A 17,148-nucleotide genomic window follows, 5' to 3' on the forward strand; every position below is an offset into this window, starting at 1 on the left:
CCGCTTCGGCCTGCCCTGTGTGCTCCTGATCAGCCGCCTCGCGGCCCCGCACGTGCCCGGTCTTCGACGAGGGGTACGCCAGGCATCTCCGCGGCCGCCCCGCTCTGCCTGCTGTGCCCTTGATCAACCGACCGTCCGCGCGCTCGTCCAGGAGCTCACCACGCCGGGGTGGCCCCTTCCCGATGAGGGCAGCGTGTCATCGACGGAGGACCTCCCGGGCCGCCCCGTGCCAGAACGGCACCGCGGCGAGGTAGAGACCCCCGACGGCGATGAGCCCGACCGCGGCGTCGACGCTCGTGCGGCCGTCCCGGGACCAGTACACGTCCTCGAGGTCGATCAGCAGCGCGAGCTCGTCGACGATCAGCGCCGTACCGCTGCCGTAGGCGGTCGCGGTGACCGGGTGCCGTCGGTGGCGCTCCTCGCCGCGCAGCGCGACGGCGCCGACGGCGGCGAGCAGGAGGATGCCGATGTTGTAGTGGTGCAGGTGGCGCCCGCCCGCGCTCATCCCGCCGCTCGAGGGCCCGTGGCCCGCCCGGATCCAGTGGGTGATCGCCCGGGTGATGGCGAACGTCGCGCCGAACCCGCTCCAGGCGACGATGAGCGACTGCTCGGTGGGGCCGACCCGATCGCGGGCGACCGCCCGCAGCCGGGTGACGAGACCCTGGTCCGCCATTCTCGTCACACCCATTTCCGGCGCTTGAAGCCGAGGTAGATCCCGCCCCCGATGACGAGCATGAGGACGATGCTGGTGACGAATCCCCAGGACTGCTGGAATCCGGGATACGGGACGTTCTGGCCGTAGAAGCCGGTGACCGCGGTGGGCACCGCGATGATCGCGGCCCAGCAGGTCAGCTTGCGCATGATCTCGTTGAGCCGGTTGCCCTGGATGGTCAGGCGGGTCTCGAGGATCGTGGTGACCAGGTCGCGGAGCGACTCGGTCCACTCGGTGGCTCGCAGGACGTGGTCGTAGACGTCCTGGTAGTAGGGCGTGAGGGCCTCGTCGAGCAGGTGCAGGTCGCGTCGCATGAGCGTGTTGACGACCTCGCGCATGGGGAGCACCACGCGACGGAGCAGCACCAGCGACTTCCGCAGCTCGAAGCTCCGCTGCTGCAGCGCCTGGCCGGGGTCGACCTCGGCGAAGAGCTGGTCCTGGAGCTCCTCGATCTCGTCGTCCAGGGACTGCACGGCGGTGAAGTGACCGTCGACGACCTGGTCGAGCAGACCGTGCAGCAGGAAGCCCACTCCGTGGGCGGCGAGGTCGGGGCTGGCGTCCCACCGGCCGACGAGGGCTTCCGGGTCGAAGCCGTCGTCCTTGCGGACGGTGATGAGCGCTCGCGGCGTGATGAACGCGGCGATCTCGCTGGCGGCGAGCCGCCCGGTCCCGGCGTCGAGCCGGACCGCGTAGGCGGAGAGGAACAGGTGGTCGTCGTACCGGTCGACCTTGGGCCGCTGGTGCTCGTTGACCGCGTCCTCGACGGCGAGCGGGTGCAGGCCGAACTCCTCGGTGATCACCTCGAGGTCGCCGGTGTCCGCGTCGTGCAGGTCCAGCCAGACGAACGTGTCGGGGTGGGTGTCCAGGTGGTCGCTGAGCTCGGCGACCGGGAAGCCCTCGTCGATCAGCCGGCCGCCGCGGTAGGCGCGGGTCCGTGCCGGGCAGCGCGGCGGGCTGTGCCCGGTGACCGTCCGACCGGCGGCGGCCGCCGGGTCGCCCCCGGCGAACGTGGTCCCGTCGGCCGGCCGGGCGCGCAGGCCACCCCCGGGCGCCGGCCCGGCGTCCGTGGTCACCGTCTCGGAGCTCATCGTCGTCCTCTCCCGTCCCGCGCCGATGTGAACGGAGGGATGACACGGAGGAGCCACGGGGAATCGGCGAGAACTGCTCCGCCGACGAATGGACGCCGGAGATCGGTGACCGGTGGATCCGTGTCGAGAGAGATCCACACGATTCCCAAGGAATGGTCATCACCCGGCGAATGGCGTGGCAACGCCGGACGCCGTCAACGGCCGAGGACGGGGACTCGGGCGGCCCGGTGCGCCGACTGCCGCCCTCTGTCCCTCGTTCGCCGGCCACGAACTCGACGGCTCTGCCCGACGGGCGACATCGGCCGCACAGCCGGCCGCCTGTCCGGTCGATTGACCCCGAAAACTTCTGCGCGACCATGACAGACAGTCGCCGGGATTCGCCCGGCCGGGGTGCGGGAGGAGGAAACGTGAGCGGCACATCGATCGTCGACGTTCCGGCTCCGCGGACCGAGGGCCCGGTGTTGCAGGCCCACGAGAAGGCGCGGTGCCGCGCCGCGGCCGCCCAGGCCCGAAGGGTCCTCCCGGAACCGGTGGGCGAACTGATCGCCCGGGAGCTCGACGCCTACGCGGACTTCGCCCACCGTTTCGACGCCTCCGGGCTCGTGCCCCGGGTCGTCCTCGCGGTCCTCGGTCGCCCCTCCCCGCCGCCGACGCCGTCGGCTCTCCCGGGCAGCGCGCCACCGCCGGCCGCCCCGGCGCAGGCGATCCGGAAACGGGTGGCGACGAGGCCGGAGAAGGTCACGCGCGTGCCGCACACCGGCCCGTTCTTCCGCGACCGGTGACACGGCGAGCCGGGTCGGGGGATTCCGGCGAGGGGCGCCCGCCACCAATAGAGCCGACCGGAGGTGCCCTTCGCTCGGAAACGACCTCGGGTCGCGGGATTCCGACGAATGGCGCCCCTCGCCCATAGGGCCGACCGGAGGTGCCCTTCGCTCGGAACACTCAGCCCGTGGGGACCGTCCCGTCGACGTCGTCCCGGCGCCGCACCCGCAGCCGGGCGGTGCTCGCGTCGGACAGCGGCACGAGCCGGCCGACCTTGCCCAGCCCGAAGGGCGGCATGTTGCCGTAGATGGCCTCGTACTGGCCGGCCTTCACGAGGTACGTCTCGTGCCAGATCCCGGTCCGGCCGTTGCGGCGGTAGTAGTTCCGCCACGCCTCGAGGTGCGGGTCGTCCTGGTCGCGCGCGAACGCCTCGAGGTGCTCGAAGGACCGCCAGTACTGCACGATCACCGGGAACCCCATCGTGTAGCCGAGCAGGCCCTTCTCCGGGTGGGCGACGAGGTGGTCGAGCATGTGCCGCATGCCCCGGCGACCACCGAGGTCGAGGAAGGTCCGGACGGGGTGGCGCAGGTCGGGTCGCGCCCCGATGAGGAAGACGACGAAGTCGCCGTCCACCTCCGCCGTCTTCCGGTCCTGTGCCGGTGCCATGACGGTCCCCCTTCTGTCGTCCACCGATAGGGCACACCCGGGACGTTCCGCCCACCAGGGCCGAATGGGCAGGAAGTGCTCAGAGGTCGATGAGGACCTTCATCCGCTCGCCGCGTCGCAGCTCGTCGTAGACCGTGAGCAGGTCGTCGAGCGGGGCGTGGTCGACCCAGCCCTCGCCGGTGATCCCACCGCGGGACATGGCGTCGATGACGTGGCGGTAGTCGTCGTCGGTGTAGACCAGCGAGGCCACGATCTGGGCCTCGCCGAGCAGCAGGGCGGTGGGGTTGAGCTCCATGGGCTGCTCGTGGATCCCGACGACGACGACCTTGCCCTGCGGTGCGAGGGCGCCGATCCCGGTGAGGATCGCGGCGCCGACCCCGGCCGCGTCGAAGACGACCCGGGCACCGAGGCCGTCCGAGGCCTCGTGGGCGGCGGTGGCGACCTCAGTGACCGTCGGGTCGATGACGGTCGAGGCGCCGAGGCGGGACAGGATCGCGCGCCGCTGCGCCGACGGGTCGCTGGCGATGATGTCCGTGATGCCCGCGGAGCGCAGGGCGAAGAACAGGCCGACGCCGATGGGGCCGAGCCCGGCGACGACGGCGAGCTCGCCCGGACGGATCCCCGAGAGCTCGACCGCGTGGTACGAGACGGCCATCGGCTCGACGAGCGCGCCGAGCTCGAGCGACACGTCCTCGGGCAGTGCGAAGACCATGGTCTCGGGCAGCACGGTGTACTCCGAGAGCCCGCCGCCGGGCCCGGACAGGCCGTGGAACGCCAGGATCCGGCAGGTGTTCGGGTGGCCCGCGCGGCACGAGGGGCACGTGCCGCAGGTGTAGGTCGGTCGGACCGCGACCCGGTCGCCCTCGCGGACCGAGGTGACGCCCGCGCCCATGGCGGTGACGGTGCCGGAGAACTCGTGCCCGAGGGCGACGGGCGCCTGGATCCCGGTCTGGGGGTGGGGCGCGACCGGCACGAACGTCTCGGAGGCGAAGTACTCGTGCAGGTCGGAGCCGCAGACGCCGTTGTGGGCCACGCGGAGCTGGACCTCGCCGGAGCCGGGTTCGGGGGTCTCGACGTCCTCGATGCGGATGTCGTGGGGGTGGTGGTAGATCGCGGAGCGCATCGGTGGGCCCGCCTTCCTCGAGGTGGTGGGGGTCAGCCGCTCATGCCGCCGTCGATCGCGAAGGTGGAGCTGCTGACCATCGCCGAGGCGTCGGAGGCCAGGTAGAGCGCGGCCGCGGCGATCTCCTCGGGGGTGGTGTGGCGCCCGAGCGGGATCAGCCCGTCGAAGTCGAGGGCGGCGTCGGCCTGCGACTTGCCGGTCGCGCGCATCTCGATGTCGTCCTGGAACGGCGTGGAGGTCGGCCCGGGGTGCAGCGTGTTGACCCGGATGCGGCGCTCCGCGACCTCCTTGGCCGCCGAGCGCATCAGCCCGACCTGGCCGTGCTTGGCGGCGACGTAGGCGGAGAGGTCCCCGAAGCCGACCAGCCCGACGACGCTGGAGGTGATGATGACGCTGCCGCCGTCGTTCATCCGGGGCAGCGTGTGCTTGAGGACGTGGAAGGCGCCGCCGACGTGCACCGCGAGCACGCGGGCGAACACGTCCTCGGGGTAGTCGACGATCTTCGCGACCTCGCCGGAGATGCCGGCGTTGGAGAACACCACGTCGAGGCGCCCGAAGCGGTCGACCCCGGTGGCGACGGCGGCGGCGACCGCGGCGGAGTCGGTGACGTCGGCGACGGCGGAGACCGCGTGGTCGGGTCCGAGCTCCTCGACCGCGGCCTTGAGCAGGCTCTCCTCGATCCCGACGAGCACGACCCGCGCGCCCTCGCGGACGAACAGGCGGGCCGAGGCGAGACCGATCCCGCTCTCCCCGCCGGTGATCAGGGCGACCTTGCCCGGCAACTGCGCCATCGGGCCCACCTCGGTTCTCGGGACTCGCGCGGGCTCCCATGAGACGACGGATCGCGTGCCATGGGCAAGGACGCAATCCGGGGACGCGGAGCGCGACGACGTGGACACCGCAGCCCGGCCGAGACGCACTTGAGCAGTCTGCGGACCTGGCCACTGGACAATCGTTCGGAGAGACTGGAACAATCTCCGTCATGTGATCAGCCACCGCTGATCCCGACGAGCGTCCGACGCGCCCGGAGACCCCGGACAGGACGTGGACCCGCACACCGCGACCCGGTGGAGGAACACCCGTGGAGACCTTCCAGCTCGTCTCCCCCGAGGGGGTACTGGCCGACGACCCGGCCGCCGCGGACGTCGACGGCGACCTGTGTCGTGGCCTCTACCGCGACATGGTCCTGGCCCGCCGGCTCGACGCCGAGGCGTACAGCCTGCAGCGCCAGGGCGAGCTCGGCCTGTGGCTGCAGTCCTGGGGCCAGGAGGCCGCCCAGGTCGGATCGATCCGCGCGATCCGCGACACCGACTGGGTCTTCCCGTCCTATCGCGACCACGCCGCCGCGATGTGCCGCGGCATCGGCCCCGAGGAGCTGCTCGCGCAGTGGCGCGGGGTGCGCCAGAGCGGCTGGGACCCGGCCCGCCACCGGTTCCACCTCTACACCCTGGTGCTGGCGGCGCAGCTCCCGCACGCGGTCGGCTACGCGATGGGCGTCCAGCGCGACGGCGCCGACGAGGTCGTCATGACCTACTTCGGCGACGGATCCTCGAGCGAGGGCGAGGCGAACGAGGCCTTCAACTGGGCCGTGACGATGGCCGCCCCGGTGCTGTTCTTCTGCCAGAACAACGGGTGGGCGATCTCCACGCCCACCTCGGCGCAGTACGGCGCCCCGCTGCACCGGCGCGCGGCCGGGTTCGGGCTGGCGACGCAGCTGGTCGACGGCAACGACGTGCTGGCCGTCCGCGCCGCCACCGCCCGGGCCGCGGCGGCGGTGCGGGCGGGGGAGGGGCCGGCGCTGATCGAGGCGGTCACCTACCGCATGGCCGGCCACTCCACCTCCGACGACCCGACGCGCTACCGCAGCGGCGCCGAGCTCGACCACTGGGCCACGCTCGACCCGCTCGAGCGCCTCCGGCGGCTGCTCGACGACCGCGGCTGGGCCACGCCCGGCTTCGTCGAGGAGCTCGAGACCGAGGCCACCGAGCTGGCCGCCGAGGTCCGGCGGGTCTGCCGGGCCATGCCCGACCCGGACGCCGACGCCATGTTCGCCCACACCCTCGCCGTCGAGACCCGCAGCCAGGCCGCCGAGCGCGCCGGGTACGCGGCCTACACGGCGTCGTTCGTGGACTGAGGACGGAGGACGCCGTGCTCACCCTGTCCCAGGCGATCAACCGCGCGCTGCGCCACGGTCTGGAGTCCGACCCGAAGGTCCTGGTCATGGGGCAGGACGTGGGCCGGTCCGGCGGCGTGTTCCGGGTGACCGACGGACTGCAGAAGGACTTCGGGGCCGACCGCGTCGTCGACACCCCGCTCGCCGAGGCCGGCATCGTCGGGACCGCGATCGGGCTGGCGATGCGCGGCTACCGCCCGGTGTGCGAGATCCAGTTCGACGGGTTCGTCTACCCGGCGTTCAACCAGATCACCTCGCAGCTGGCCAAGCTGCACGCCCGCTCCGGCGGCCGCATCACGGTCCCCGTCGTCGTCCGCATCCCGGTCTCCGGCGGTATCGGCGCGGTCGAGCACCACTCGGAGTCCAACGAGGCCTACTTCGCCCACACCGCGGGGCTGCGGGTGATGGTCGCGGCGACCCCGCAGGACGGGCACTGGATGCTGCGACAGGCGATCGAGTCGGACGACCCGGTGATCTTCTTCGAGCCCAAGTGCCGCTACTGGTCGAAGGGCGAGGTCGCCGAGACCGCCGACGACCCGCTGGTGCTGCCCGCCGAGGTCGCGCGCACGGTGCGCCCCGGCACCGACGTCACGCTGCTGACCTGGGGCTCGATGGTCGAGACCTGCCTGGCCGCGGCCGCGGCGGCCGACGGCGAGGGCCGCTCGCTGGAGGTCGTCGACCTGCGCTCGCTCTCCCCGATCGACACCGACGCCCTCGTGGCCGCGGTCGCCCGCACCGGCCGCGCCGTCGTCGTCCACGAGGCGCCGACCTTCGGCGGGCTCGGCAGCGAGGTCGCCGCGATGCTCTCCGAGCGGTGCTTCACCAGCCTCGAGTCACCCGTCCTGCGCGTCGGCGGCTTCAACGTGCCCTACCCGGCCGCCCGCCTCGAGGGGCACTACCGCCCCGACCTCGACCGCGTCCTCGACGCCGTCGACCGCGTCCTCGCCTGGTGAGGGGAACCATGGCCACCGAGACCTTCGTGCTGCCCGACGTCGGGGAAGGGCTGACCGAGGCCGACGTCCTGTCCTGGCACGTCGCCGTGGGGGACGAGGTGGGCGTCAACCAGGTCGTCGTCGAGGTCGAGACCGCCAAGGCCGCGGTCGAGCTGCCCTGCCCGTTCGACGGCACCGTCGCCGAGCTGTTCGCCGCCGAGGGCGAGACGGTGCCGGTCGGCGCGCCCCTCATCGCCGTGACCACCGCCGCCGTCGAGCAGGCCGCCGAGCACTCTCCCGACGACGAGGCTCCCGACGACGAGGCTCCCGACGACGGGGCTCCCGACGACGAGGGCAGCGGGAGCGTCCTGGTCGGCTACGGCACCAGTGCCGCCCGCACCCGGCGGCGTCGTCGGCGGCCCGCGAGCCCGGAGCCGGCCACCGGTCGGCCGAGCCGGCCCCCGGCGACGCCGCCGGTGCGCAAGATGGCGAAGGAGCTCGGCGTCGACCTGGCCGAGGTGACCTACGACGGCGACCGCATCCGTCGCGAGGACGTGCGCCGCCACGCCGGGACCCCGTCCGCGCCGGCCGCCTCGGCCGCCGCCCCGTCCGCCCCGTCCGCCGTCGTCGAGGAGCCCGGCGACCGGCGGGTGCCGATCACCGGCGTCCGGCGGGCGACCGCGGCGGCGGTGACCTCGAGCGCGTTCACCGCCCCGCACGTCACCGAGTTCGTGACCGTCGACGTCACGGCGATGACGGAGACCGTCGAGGCCCTCAGGGCCCACCGCGCCTTCGAGGGTGTGCGGGTGACCCCCCTGCTGCTGGTGGCCCGCGCGCTGCTCTCGGCGGTGCGCCACTTCCCCGACATCAACGCGCGCTGGGACTCCGAGGCCCAGGAGATCGTCCACCCGCGGGCGGTCAACCTGGGCATCGCGGCGGCGACCCCCCGCGGGCTGATCGTCCCGAACATCAAGGACGCCGCCGCGCTGACCCTGGTCGACCTCGCCCGCGCGCTTGCGGAGCTGACCACCACCGCCCGCGCCGGCCGGACCACGCCGGAACAGATGTCCGGGGGCACGATCACGATCACCAACGTCGGCGTGTTCGGCGTCGACGCCGCCACCCCGATCCTCAACCCCGGCGAGGCGGCGATCCTCTGCTTCGGGGCGGTGCGCCGCCGGCCGTGGGAGTACCGGGGCGAGGTCGCGCTGCGGGAGGTCACCGAGCTGTCGTTGTCGTTCGACCACCGGCTCGTCGACGGGGAGCTGGGCTCGCGGGTGCTCGCCCGGGTCGCGGCGGTGCTCGCCGACCCCGCCGGCGAACTACTCCTGGACTGACCCGTTGGTCATCGGGTCCGCGTGCTCGGGCACGAGCTCGGCGAGGCCGGTCCGTGCCGGGCGCGGCTGGTCGAGCCCGACCCGCTGGCGCCGGTCGAGGATGATCATCGTCTCGCTGTGCTGGAAGTCCGCGACCGACCACACGTCGCCGAGCAGCACCTCGCGCAGGTGGTGCTGGTCGCGGACCAGCAGGGAGAGCACCAGGTCCCAGCGGCCGGTCACCAGCTGGATCGCCTGCACCTCGGTGATGCCCCAGAGCAGGTCGATGGTGTTCTCGACGGGGCTGCCCTGGCGCAGCTCGATCGCGACCAGCACCTCCAGGCCGAACCCGAGGGCCGAGGGGTCGATGTCGAGGCTGAACCCCCGGATGACGCCATGTTCCTGGAGGCGGTCGAGGCGCTCACCGACCGCCCCCGGGGACATGCCGATGTCGCGGGACAGCTTGCGGGTCGACGCGCGCGGGTCCGCGCTGAGCAGGCTCAGCAGCTGACGGTCGACGTCGTCGATCCGTCGTGGTCCCTCCCGCTCGACCATCCGAACCCCTTTCCGGCCGGACTGGAGCGTAACCGCCGGGTGCGGGGGGTGACCGGTGTCGGGGCGCGGGAGGGTCAGGGCGCGGCGTGGGCGCCCGTGGTGCCGAGGGCCTTGCGCTTGAGCGCGTCGAACTCCTCCTGGGTGATGGCGCCCTCGTCGAGGAGGCGCTTGCCCGCGGCGATCTGGTCGGTCGGTCCTCCGGCGTGGCCGTTGGCGGCGATGTTCCGGACGTCGCGCTCGTAGTCGGCGCGCGCGGCGGCGACGTCGGCGGTGCGGCGCTCGGCCATGTTCCGGCCCTGGGCGATCAGGTAGATGAGGCTGCCGAAGATCGGGATGACGATGATCAGCACGGTCCACCCGGCCTTGCCCCAGCCGCTGATGTCGTGGCGCCGGAAGACGTCGCCGAAGATCACGAACAGCAGCCAGAACCAGATGACGAAGCCGAAGAACACGAGCATCGTCCAGAACAGGTCGAGCAGCGGGTAGGTGGCGCTCTGCGCGAGCAGCATCTCGGCTCCTCCCGGCGGCGCGGAGGGCCGGTACGTCCCGCGAGGTGCTCCTCGGGTGTCGCCGCGTCGTCGTCGGACGACCATGGCCCGCACCGGCCCCCGGTTCCTCATCCCCGGCGGATGATTCGTGCTCCCGGGACGACCGTGACCCACGCCACGAGCAGGGGTACAGTCGGTTGCGTCACCCGTTCGGGTGAACGATGTCGGGGATCGCGGGGCAGACCGCGGAGTCGGAGGTCACCACATGAACATCGGGCAGCCAGTGCGCACCCTCGTCGTCGAGCCGATCGTCAGTCCCGTCCCCGACGGCGACCTGCCCGGGCGCCCCGCCGAGCTGCCGCCCACCCCGACGACGCCGACGTCGGGCGCCGCGGCCGCGACCACCACCGGCGACCTCGACGGGTGACCCTCGTCCCCGACGTCGCCTCCCCCGTCGCGGGGTGGCGGGTCTGGACCGTGGCGGACCGCGGGCGGGGGCCCGAGCTCGTCTCGCCGGTCCGCCCGATGTCGTGGATCCACCGGGAGCCGGCCACCGCGACCTGCCTCGAGGGCTGCGCGGCGTGCCCGTCGGTGGAGTGCCGGTGCGGCCTCTACGCAACGGCCGGGCTCGCGCCGCTGGTGCTCGCGTGCCGGCGCGGGGCGGCGGTCCTGGGGTGCACCGCGCTCTGGGGCCGGGTCGTCGAGCACACCGACGGCTGGCGCGGCGAGCACGGCTACCCCCTGGTGCTCTTCGTGATGTCGGGGCTCCTGCTCGACCCGGTGTCCCGGATCCGGAGCACCCGCCGCGTGACCTCGGCGGTGCGGCACGGGCTGCCGTCGGGCCACGACCACGTCACCGGTCCGGAAACGCTCGCGCGGGAGCTGGCCCGGCTCTACGCGGTGCCGGCCCACCCGGCGCCCGGCCTGGCGGCCGACCGGCTGCGCGGCTGGGCGCGGTCGGGCGGCCAGGCGGCGGACGCGGTGCGCTCGGAGGCGGCCGACGGGCTCGCCGGGCGCCGCCTCGGCGACCCGGCGGCACACGCGCGCCTCGCCCGCCGCGCGCAGGAGCTGGTCGACGCGGCGTGACCCGGACTCGCGGGGACGTGACGACTACGCGTCGAAGCGGACCACCTGGCGGGTGTCGCGGTGGGAGACCGTGACGGGGTTGTCCCAGGTCGAGTCGCGGACCTCCCCGGCGGGGCCGGCGTCGGTCACCACCGCCCAGGAGTCGCCGACGGCGAAGATCGCCTGCACCGAGGCGGGGTCGGAGACCGTGCGGGAGGGCGCGGACGCGCGGCGGACGGGGTGCCGGGCGGTCCTCGTCATCTGCCCCGAGAGCGGCTCCCCGACGGTGGCGGTCCACTCCTCGGCACCGTGGACGAACCGGATCGACCGGACGCGGTCCTCCGGGCCGGACGGCTCGGCCCCCGCGATCGCGGCGAGCTCGGCGTAGCGGCTCTCGGCCCGGTCGGGGCCGACGCCGGGCACGAAGAACGCCGTCACCGTCCCGACAGTAGTGCGGCCGGCGTCGTCGCCGGCACCGTCAGCCGGCGACGATCTGCTGCCGCGGCCACGGGCCGCGGCAGGACAGGTCGTCGTGCCGTGCCTGCTCGGTGCGCTCTGTCAGCCAGTCGATCCCCACGATCTCCCGCGGCGACCACGCCGTCTCGCCCCACACCAGCCCGGCGCGCTCCGCGGTGGCGGTGGCGAGCCCGTCGCGGTGGGCGGGCAGCAGGTCCGAGTCGGCCAGGGCCGCCAGGTGCTCGAGGTCCACCGCGACGACGGGCCCGGGGGAGCGGAGCGTGGCGCCGACGTAGGCGTGCAGGTGCGGGCGCAGGCCGTTCACCCGTGGGACGCGCTCCTCGACGATGTGCGTGATCCGCGCCCGCGGCGACGCGCCGTCGGCGGCGGGGTCGCAGAACCCGGCCTGGATGCCGCGGACGGTCTCCCGGGCCTGGTCGACGTGGATCTTCCGGAGCACGGCGAGCTCGGCCGCGTGCCCGGTCGACTCGAGCATCGTCATGTAGACGGCGAGCGACAACGGGATCGGCAGCACCACGTCCACCGCGTCGTCCGGAGGGAAGCCGGTGACCAGGTCGAAGAGCGGGGCGGGGTCGGCACGCGGCCCGGACATCGACGTCATCTCCGACCACCCCCGGGCGCCGCCGTCGGCGCGAAACCCCAGCGTAGGGCGCCGTCGGGCGTGCCGCCGGGCGAGCGACGGGCCGCGCCTCCCGGCGCCCCGGGCACCGTCGGGAGGGGCCGCGCGGCGCGCGAGCGGGTAGTCCGCCCGCCGTGCAGGCCCTCGACGAGATCGACATCGACACGCTGCGGGAGCTGCGGGCCCGGGACGAGCCCGTGTGGCTCGATCTGCGCGACCCGGACGACGAGGGGCTCGCCCGCGTCGCCGACCTCCTCGGGCTTCACGAGCTCGCGCTCGAGGACAGCCGCGAGTTCGGCCAGCGCCCCAAGGTCGACCGCTACGACGACCAGCTCCTCCTCGTCCTCTTCGGCCTGGCCGTCGCCGACGACGGGACACCGCAACCGGTCGAGGTCCACGTCCACGTGGTCCGTGGATGTGTGCTGACCATCAGCCGCGTGCCGCCGGCCGAGCTCGAGCGGGTCCGGAGCAGCCTCCGGCACGACCCGGACCGCAGCGGGACCGACCTCCTCTACCGCGTGGTCGACGCGGTCGTGGACTCGCTGACCGACGGTCTCGAGCTGGTGGCCGCGGAGGTCGACGCCTTCGAGCAGACGATCTTCGACCACCCGCGGGCCCGCGACCGGGACCGCATGGCGGTCCTGCGGCGCACCCTGAACGGCCTGCGCCGGACGCTCGTGATCCAGCGCCAGGTGTTCCCCCGGGTCGTCGAGCACCTCACGGCCGTCGCCGACGACGCCGAGACCATGCGGACCTACCTGGCCGACGTCGGCGATCACCTCGGGCAGGCGCTGGACGAGGTCGAGGCCGACCGGGAGACCCTCCAGGGGATGCTCGACACCTACTCCAACGAGGTGCAGGAGCGGCTCACGATCGTCGCCACGGTCTTCCTGCCGCTGACGGCGCTCACCGGGTTCTTCGGGATGAACTTCACGTGGATGATCGACCACCTCGGCGCCGCCTGGGCCTTCTTCGGGCTGGGCGTGGGTGGCCTGCTCGTGTCGTGCCTGGTGATCATCGGGTGGTTGCGGCGCACCGGCCTGCTCGCCCCGTCGATCTCGCGGGGGACGGGTCAGAGGTCGTAGCCGCGGCGGAGCAGCATCGCGGCGGCCCGGGCGTTGCCCTGGGGGCCCATGCCCTCGACGCCGAGCGCGGAGGCGACACGGTTGCAGATCTCGAGCAGGGCCGCGGCGTGTGCGGCCTCGCGGACGGCGTCGTCACCGATGCCGACCGCCCGCAGCGGGGCGAGGTCGGCGGCCGTCAGGGCGTCCGGGTCGCGGGAGAGCCGGCGGAGGAACTCCGCCATCGCCGGCAGCGCGGACCCCGTCCCGTCCGGTGGCTCCGCCGTCCGGTGGACCAGGGCGTCGACGACGGGGTCGCCGAGGCAGTCGGCGGCGATCCGGGCGTGGACGCCGATGCAGTAGCTGCAGACGTTGGCGGCGGAGACGGTGGCACCGAAGAGCTCGCGCTCGCCGACGGTCCACCGTCCCGGTCCCCGCAGGACCGCGTCGGCGTAGCGGCCGAGGGGCTTGCCGAAGAACGCCGGACGGAACATCAGGACCTGGACGAACCCGGGGACGGACCCGCCGTACAGGACCCCCAGCACCGGCCCCATCACCCGCGCCGCGACCCCCCGGCCACGGCGGATCGACCGGAGCCGGATCACGACGGTTCCGCGAGCAGGCGTTCCACGGCCCGCAGGCGGGAGCCGCCGGCGGCGACCGCGACGGCGACGACGCACTCGAACACCGCGTCCTCGCTGTACCCGGCCGCGCGCAGCGTCGCGACGTCGTCGTCGGTCACCGCCAGGCCCCCACCGGCCACCTTCGCGACGAGCCCGGCCAGGTCGTCGGGCGGCGCGGTCCCGACGACGAGCGATTCCCGCACCGCCACCGGCAGGACCCCCGCGCCGTGCACCACCGCGGCCACCAGCTCACGGAAGCGCCGGTCGCGCGTGGCGGCGGCCGACGCCTGGTCGTCTGCGTCCATGCGCTCCCCCTCGTCGAGCCCCCCGTCGAGCAGCGCCGACGCTGGCCCGCGCGGGTCGCGATCAGGGGGACGACGCGGTCACGACTCGGCGGCCGGCTCCCGGTCCGTGGGGTCGGCGAAGCGTCGCAGGAGCGCGGTCAGGGTCGCCCGCGCGCTGATCTCCCGGGGGTGATGTTGACCCCGGGGTGCTTGGCGAGGTCGGCGTCGTCGGACACCGTGCGGGGCGGGAGCGGCCCGGCTCCCGCCCCCTCGCCCAGGAGCACGCCGTGACCAGCCCTTCGGCCCTCGACCCGCGCACCCCGGTGCTGGTCGGCGTCGGCCAGTGCAGCGACCCCGTCGACGGCGCCCACCACCGGCGGGCCTCGGCGGTCGAGCTCGCGGCGACGGCCGCCCGCCGGGCCCTCGCCGACACCGGTGCCGATCCGGTCGCGGTCGCGACGGCGGTCGACACCGTCGCGGGCGTCCGCCAGTTCGAGATCTCCATCCCGGGAGCGCCGTCGCCGCTGGGCCGCTCGGACAACTACCCGCGGTCGGTCGCGGGGCGGATCGGCGCCGAGCCCCGCCGGGCGATCCTCGAGGTCGCCGGCGGTCAGGGGCCACAGCACCTGGTCACCGAGCTCGCCGGGGCGATCGCGGCGGGCGAGGGCGAGGTCGCCCTGCTGTTCGGCTCCGAGGCGATCTCCACCGCGCGGCACCTCGCCGACGCGCAGGACCGGCCCGACTTCACCGAGACCGTCGGCGGCGACCTCGAGGACCGCGGCTTCGGCCTCGAGGGGCTCATCAGCTCCTACACCCTCGCGCACGGTCTCACCGACACCCCGAGCCAGTACGCGCTGCTGGAGAACGCCCGCCGCGCGCGGTGCAAGCAGTCCCGCGACGAGTACCTCCAGGGGATGGGCGAGCTGTTCGCCCCGTTCACCCGCGTCGCGGCGGTGACCCCCTACGCCGCGGCCCCCACCGAGCGCAGCGCGACCGAGCTCGCCACCCCCACCGCGGCGAACCGGCCGATCGCCGACCCCTACCTGCGCTACCTCGTGGCCCGCGACCAGGTGAACCAGGGCGCGGCGGTGCTCGTCGTCTCGGTGGCCGCCGCGCGGCGGCTCGGCATCGCCGAGGACCGGTGGGTGTTCCTCCACGGGCACGCCGACCTGCGCGAGCGGGACCTGCTCGACCGCGCCGACCTCTCGACGGCACCGGCGGCGGCGACGGCGGCGCGCCACGCCCTCGAGGTCGCCGGGATCGGCGTCGACGACCTCGCCACGATCGACCTGTACTCCTGCTTCCCGATCGCCGTGTCCGTGGTGGCCGAGGAGCTCGGTCTCGAGCCCGACGACCCGCGCGGGCTGACGCTCACCGGCGGCCTGCCCTTCTTCGGCGGGGCCGGCAACGACTACTCGATGCACGCGATCGCCGAGACGGTCGCGGCCGCGCGCCGGACGCCGGGCAGCTACGGGTTCGTCGGCGCCAACGGCGGCATCCTCAGCAAGTACTCGGCCGGGGTCTACTCCACCGCCCCCACCGGGTGGCGGGCCGACCGCAGCGCCGAGCTGCAGGCCGAGCTCGACGTCCGGCCGGCCCCGGAGACCGTCGAGCGCGCCGAGGGCCCCGCGACGATCGAGACCTGCACGGTCAAGCACGACCGCCGCGGGAACCGCACCGGCATCGTCGTCGGGCGCCTCGACGCCACCGACGCCCGCTTCCTCGCGCTCGTCACCGACGACGCCACCCTCGACCTGCTCACCGGCGCCGAGGAACCCATCGGCGCCGCCGTGCACGTCGCCCAGGCCGAGGGCCACAACGTGGCGACGGTGCCGGCCCCGTGACCGGCACGGACACCGTCGTCGAGGTCCTCGGGACCGAGCAGCACGCGTGCTGGGCCGAGCGGGTCCTGCCGCCGGTCGAGCAGCTCGCCGGGTGGCTGTGGTCGGTGCCGGTGCCCATCCCGGACAACCCGCTGCGCTACACGTCGAGCTACGTCCTGCTCGGCGACGACGGGCCGGTGGTCGTCGACCCGGGCTGGGACAGCCCGGACGGGTGGACCGCGCTCACGGCCGGGCTCGCCGCCGCCGGGACCACGGCCGGTGAGGTCGCGGGCATCGTCGTCACCCACGTCCACGCGGACCACCACGGGCTGTCCTGGCGGTTGCGGGAGCAGTCCGGGGCGTGGGTGGCGATGCACCCGGCCGAGCGCGACACCCTCCCGCAGCGCACGCGCACCGCGGATCCCACCGAGCGTCGCCGGGCCGTCGAGCGCTGGTTGGCCCGCAGCGGCGCGCCGGCGGCCGACGCCGCGGAGCTGCTGGCGCCGTTGCGCGGTGACCAGGACCCGGGCGGGATGGCGGAGCCCGACGTCCTGCTCGACGACGGCGACCTCGTCCCGGTCCGCGGCCGGACCGTACGGGCACTGTGGACCCCGGGGCACACGCCCGGCCACCTGTGTCTACGCGACGAGGACGCCCGGCTGCTGCTCACCGGGGACCACGTGCTGCCCCGGATCACCCCGAACATCGGGCTCGCCCCGGAGACCGAGCGGCCGGCGCTGGCGGACTTCCTGACCTCGTTGCGGCGGGTGGCGGCCTTCGACGACCACGACGTGCTGCCGGCCCACGAGTGGCGGTTCCGGGGGCTGGCGGCGCGGACGGCGCAGCTGGTCGAGCACCACGAGCGGCGCTGCGCCGAGCTCCTCGGCGTCGTCGCCGAGCTCGGGGCGCCCACGATCTGGGCGCTCGCCGAGCACCTCACGTGGTCCCGCCCGTGGTCGGAGGTGGGCGCGATGCGCTTCGGGGCGATCGCGGAGACCGCGGCGCACGTCGGGTACCTGGAGAGCCTGGGGCAGGTGACGCGCTCGCGCGGCGAGGACGGCGCCACGGTCGTGCGTCTCGCCTGACGAGCCCGCGGATCAGGCACGCAGCAGGGTCTCGGCCGCGCGTCTGCGTCGTGGCGGTCGGCCTGGTCCACGTCCGGCCGTCGGTGCCTAGGGTGGAGCCATGACGGCGTTCGGCGGCATCTTCCGGGGTCCGAAGATCGAGGGCGTCGAGGAGTCGGACGAGAACGGACAGCGGGCCCGGGTCGTCGGGCTCGACCTCGACAGCGGTGTGGTCCGCGTGCGGGCGGCGAGGCCCGAGCCGGAGACCGACGAGCTCCCGGAATCGCCGGCCGACTGACCCTGCTGTGCGGGGCGCT

The 17,148-nt window shown here is 74.2% G+C and carries 21 protein-coding genes; 10 read left to right on the top strand and 11 right to left on the bottom strand.

Features of this window, described 5'->3' with window-relative positions; translation table 11 throughout:
• Nucleotides 1–196: 196 nt before the first annotated feature.
• A complete protein-coding gene (locus tag HH311_RS27515; protein ID WP_169186919.1) occupies nt 197–673 on the bottom strand; it encodes a hypothetical protein in 477 nt (158 codons plus the stop codon).
• A 5-nt stretch (nt 674–678) separates the two neighbouring features.
• Nucleotides 679–1,800 (bottom strand): magnesium transporter CorA family protein, encoded by a 1,122-nt coding sequence (locus HH311_RS27520; protein WP_169186920.1) that lies wholly within the window; start codon nt 1,798–1,800, stop codon nt 679–681.
• A 407-nt stretch (nt 1,801–2,207) separates the two neighbouring features.
• Between HH311_RS27520 and HH311_RS27525 the strand changes: the two genes are divergently transcribed.
• The gene (locus tag HH311_RS27525) at nt 2,208–2,582 is read left to right on the top strand and encodes a hypothetical protein (RefSeq protein WP_169186921.1); all 375 of its coding nucleotides are present in this window, start codon (nt 2,208–2,210) and stop codon (nt 2,580–2,582) included.
• Between the two features lie 160 nt (nt 2,583–2,742).
• Here the strand turns inward: HH311_RS27525 and HH311_RS27530 are convergent, their stop codons facing one another.
• From HH311_RS27530 to HH311_RS27540, 3 genes are all read right to left on the bottom strand, one after another.
• Nucleotides 2,743–3,228: a DUF4188 domain-containing protein gene (locus tag HH311_RS27530; RefSeq protein WP_169186922.1), complete on the bottom strand. Its 486-nt coding sequence runs from the start codon at nt 3,226–3,228 to the stop codon at nt 2,743–2,745.
• A gap of 79 nt (nt 3,229–3,307) precedes the next feature.
• Nucleotides 3,308–4,351: a 2,3-butanediol dehydrogenase gene (locus HH311_RS27535; protein ID WP_169186923.1), complete on the bottom strand. Its 1,044-nt coding sequence runs from the start codon at nt 4,349–4,351 to the stop codon at nt 3,308–3,310.
• A 32-nt stretch (nt 4,352–4,383) separates the two neighbouring features.
• On the bottom strand, nt 4,384–5,142 hold the full coding sequence (locus HH311_RS27540; RefSeq protein ID WP_169186924.1) for an SDR family NAD(P)-dependent oxidoreductase: 759 nt from the start codon (nt 5,140–5,142) through the stop codon (nt 4,384–4,386).
• A 290-nt stretch (nt 5,143–5,432) separates the two neighbouring features.
• On the opposite strand from HH311_RS27540, the gene HH311_RS27545 reads away from it, so the two are divergent.
• From HH311_RS27545 to HH311_RS27555, 3 genes are read left to right on the top strand one after another with little or no spacing between them, the layout of a single operon-like run.
• The gene (locus HH311_RS27545; protein WP_312030448.1) at nt 5,433–6,485 is read left to right on the top strand and encodes a thiamine pyrophosphate-dependent enzyme; all 1,053 of its coding nucleotides are present in this window, start codon (nt 5,433–5,435) and stop codon (nt 6,483–6,485) included.
• A 14-nt stretch (nt 6,486–6,499) separates the two neighbouring features.
• Nucleotides 6,500–7,477, top strand: a complete 978-nt coding sequence (locus HH311_RS27550) for an alpha-ketoacid dehydrogenase subunit beta (RefSeq protein WP_312030449.1) — start codon at nt 6,500–6,502, stop codon at nt 7,475–7,477.
• Between the two features lie 8 nt (nt 7,478–7,485).
• Nucleotides 7,486–8,793: a dihydrolipoamide acetyltransferase family protein gene (locus HH311_RS27555; protein ID WP_169186925.1), complete on the top strand. Its 1,308-nt coding sequence runs from the start codon at nt 7,486–7,488 to the stop codon at nt 8,791–8,793.
• On the opposite strand, the gene HH311_RS27560 is transcribed toward HH311_RS27555, so the two are convergent.
• Nucleotides 8,779–9,327, bottom strand: a complete 549-nt coding sequence (locus HH311_RS27560; protein WP_169186926.1) for an Lrp/AsnC family transcriptional regulator — start codon at nt 9,325–9,327, stop codon at nt 8,779–8,781. The genes HH311_RS27555 and HH311_RS27560 overlap by 15 nt on opposite strands.
• Before the next feature lie 74 nt (nt 9,328–9,401).
• Nucleotides 9,402–9,836 carry an SHOCT domain-containing protein gene (locus HH311_RS27565; protein WP_169186927.1) on the bottom strand — a complete coding sequence of 145 codons (435 nt, stop codon included), beginning with the start codon at nt 9,834–9,836 and terminating at the stop codon, nt 9,402–9,404.
• 244 nt (nt 9,837–10,080) lie between these two features.
• Between HH311_RS27565 and HH311_RS27570 the strand changes: the two genes are divergently transcribed.
• A complete protein-coding gene (locus HH311_RS27570) occupies nt 10,081–10,242 on the top strand; it encodes a hypothetical protein (RefSeq protein WP_169186928.1) in 162 nt (53 codons plus the stop codon).
• Nucleotides 10,239–10,901, top strand: coding sequence for a hypothetical protein (locus tag HH311_RS27575; protein WP_169186929.1), 663 nt, complete (start codon nt 10,239–10,241; stop codon nt 10,899–10,901). The genes HH311_RS27570 and HH311_RS27575 overlap by 4 nt, the downstream gene beginning before the upstream one ends.
• Nucleotides 10,902–10,925: 24 nt before the next feature.
• Here HH311_RS27575 and HH311_RS27580 read toward each other — a convergent pair whose 3' ends face one another.
• The gene (locus HH311_RS27580) at nt 10,926–11,318 is read right to left on the bottom strand and encodes a hypothetical protein (RefSeq protein WP_169186930.1); all 393 of its coding nucleotides are present in this window, start codon (nt 11,316–11,318) and stop codon (nt 10,926–10,928) included.
• 40 nt (nt 11,319–11,358) lie between these two features.
• Nucleotides 11,359–11,949, bottom strand: a complete 591-nt coding sequence (locus HH311_RS27585; RefSeq protein WP_169186931.1) for a hypothetical protein — start codon at nt 11,947–11,949, stop codon at nt 11,359–11,361.
• Nucleotides 11,950–12,110: 161 nt separating this feature from the next.
• Between HH311_RS27585 and HH311_RS27590 the strand changes: the two genes are divergently transcribed.
• Nucleotides 12,111–13,061 (top strand): magnesium transporter CorA family protein, encoded by a 951-nt coding sequence (locus HH311_RS27590; RefSeq protein ID WP_169186932.1) that lies wholly within the window; start codon nt 12,111–12,113, stop codon nt 13,059–13,061.
• Here the strand turns inward: HH311_RS27590 and HH311_RS27595 are convergent.
• Together HH311_RS27595 and HH311_RS27600 are read right to left on the bottom strand one after the other, a co-directional pair.
• Entirely contained in the window at nt 13,049–13,642 is a 594-nt protein-coding gene (locus HH311_RS27595; protein ID WP_169186933.1) for a peroxidase-related enzyme, read from the bottom strand. The two genes, HH311_RS27590 and HH311_RS27595, sit on opposite strands and share 13 nt — an antisense overlap.
• Nucleotides 13,639–13,965, bottom strand: coding sequence for a hypothetical protein (locus HH311_RS27600; RefSeq protein ID WP_169186934.1), 327 nt, complete (start codon nt 13,963–13,965; stop codon nt 13,639–13,641). Before HH311_RS27600 ends, HH311_RS27595 begins: the two co-directional genes overlap by 4 nt.
• A 266-nt stretch (nt 13,966–14,231) precedes the next feature.
• Here HH311_RS27600 and HH311_RS27605 point away from each other — a divergent pair, with 266 nt between their 5' ends.
• The 3 genes from HH311_RS27605 (at nt 14,232) to HH311_RS27615 (ending at nt 17,129) form a co-directional block, all read left to right on the top strand.
• On the top strand, nt 14,232–15,788 hold the full coding sequence (locus HH311_RS27605; protein ID WP_169186935.1) for an acetyl-CoA acetyltransferase: 1,557 nt from the start codon (nt 14,232–14,234) through the stop codon (nt 15,786–15,788).
• Nucleotides 15,785–16,852 carry an MBL fold metallo-hydrolase gene (locus HH311_RS27610; RefSeq protein WP_169186936.1) on the top strand — a complete coding sequence of 356 codons (1,068 nt, stop codon included), beginning with the start codon at nt 15,785–15,787 and terminating at the stop codon, nt 16,850–16,852. Before HH311_RS27605 ends, HH311_RS27610 begins: the two co-directional genes overlap by 4 nt.
• Before the next feature lie 100 nt (nt 16,853–16,952).
• Entirely contained in the window at nt 16,953–17,129 is a 177-nt protein-coding gene (locus HH311_RS27615) for a hypothetical protein (protein WP_169186937.1), read from the top strand.
• Nucleotides 17,130–17,148 lie beyond the last annotated feature (19 nt).

It is taken from the genome of Actinomycetospora sp. TBRC 11914, from assembly GCF_012933465.1.
GTDB lineage: Bacteria > Actinomycetota > Actinomycetes > Mycobacteriales > Pseudonocardiaceae > Actinomycetospora.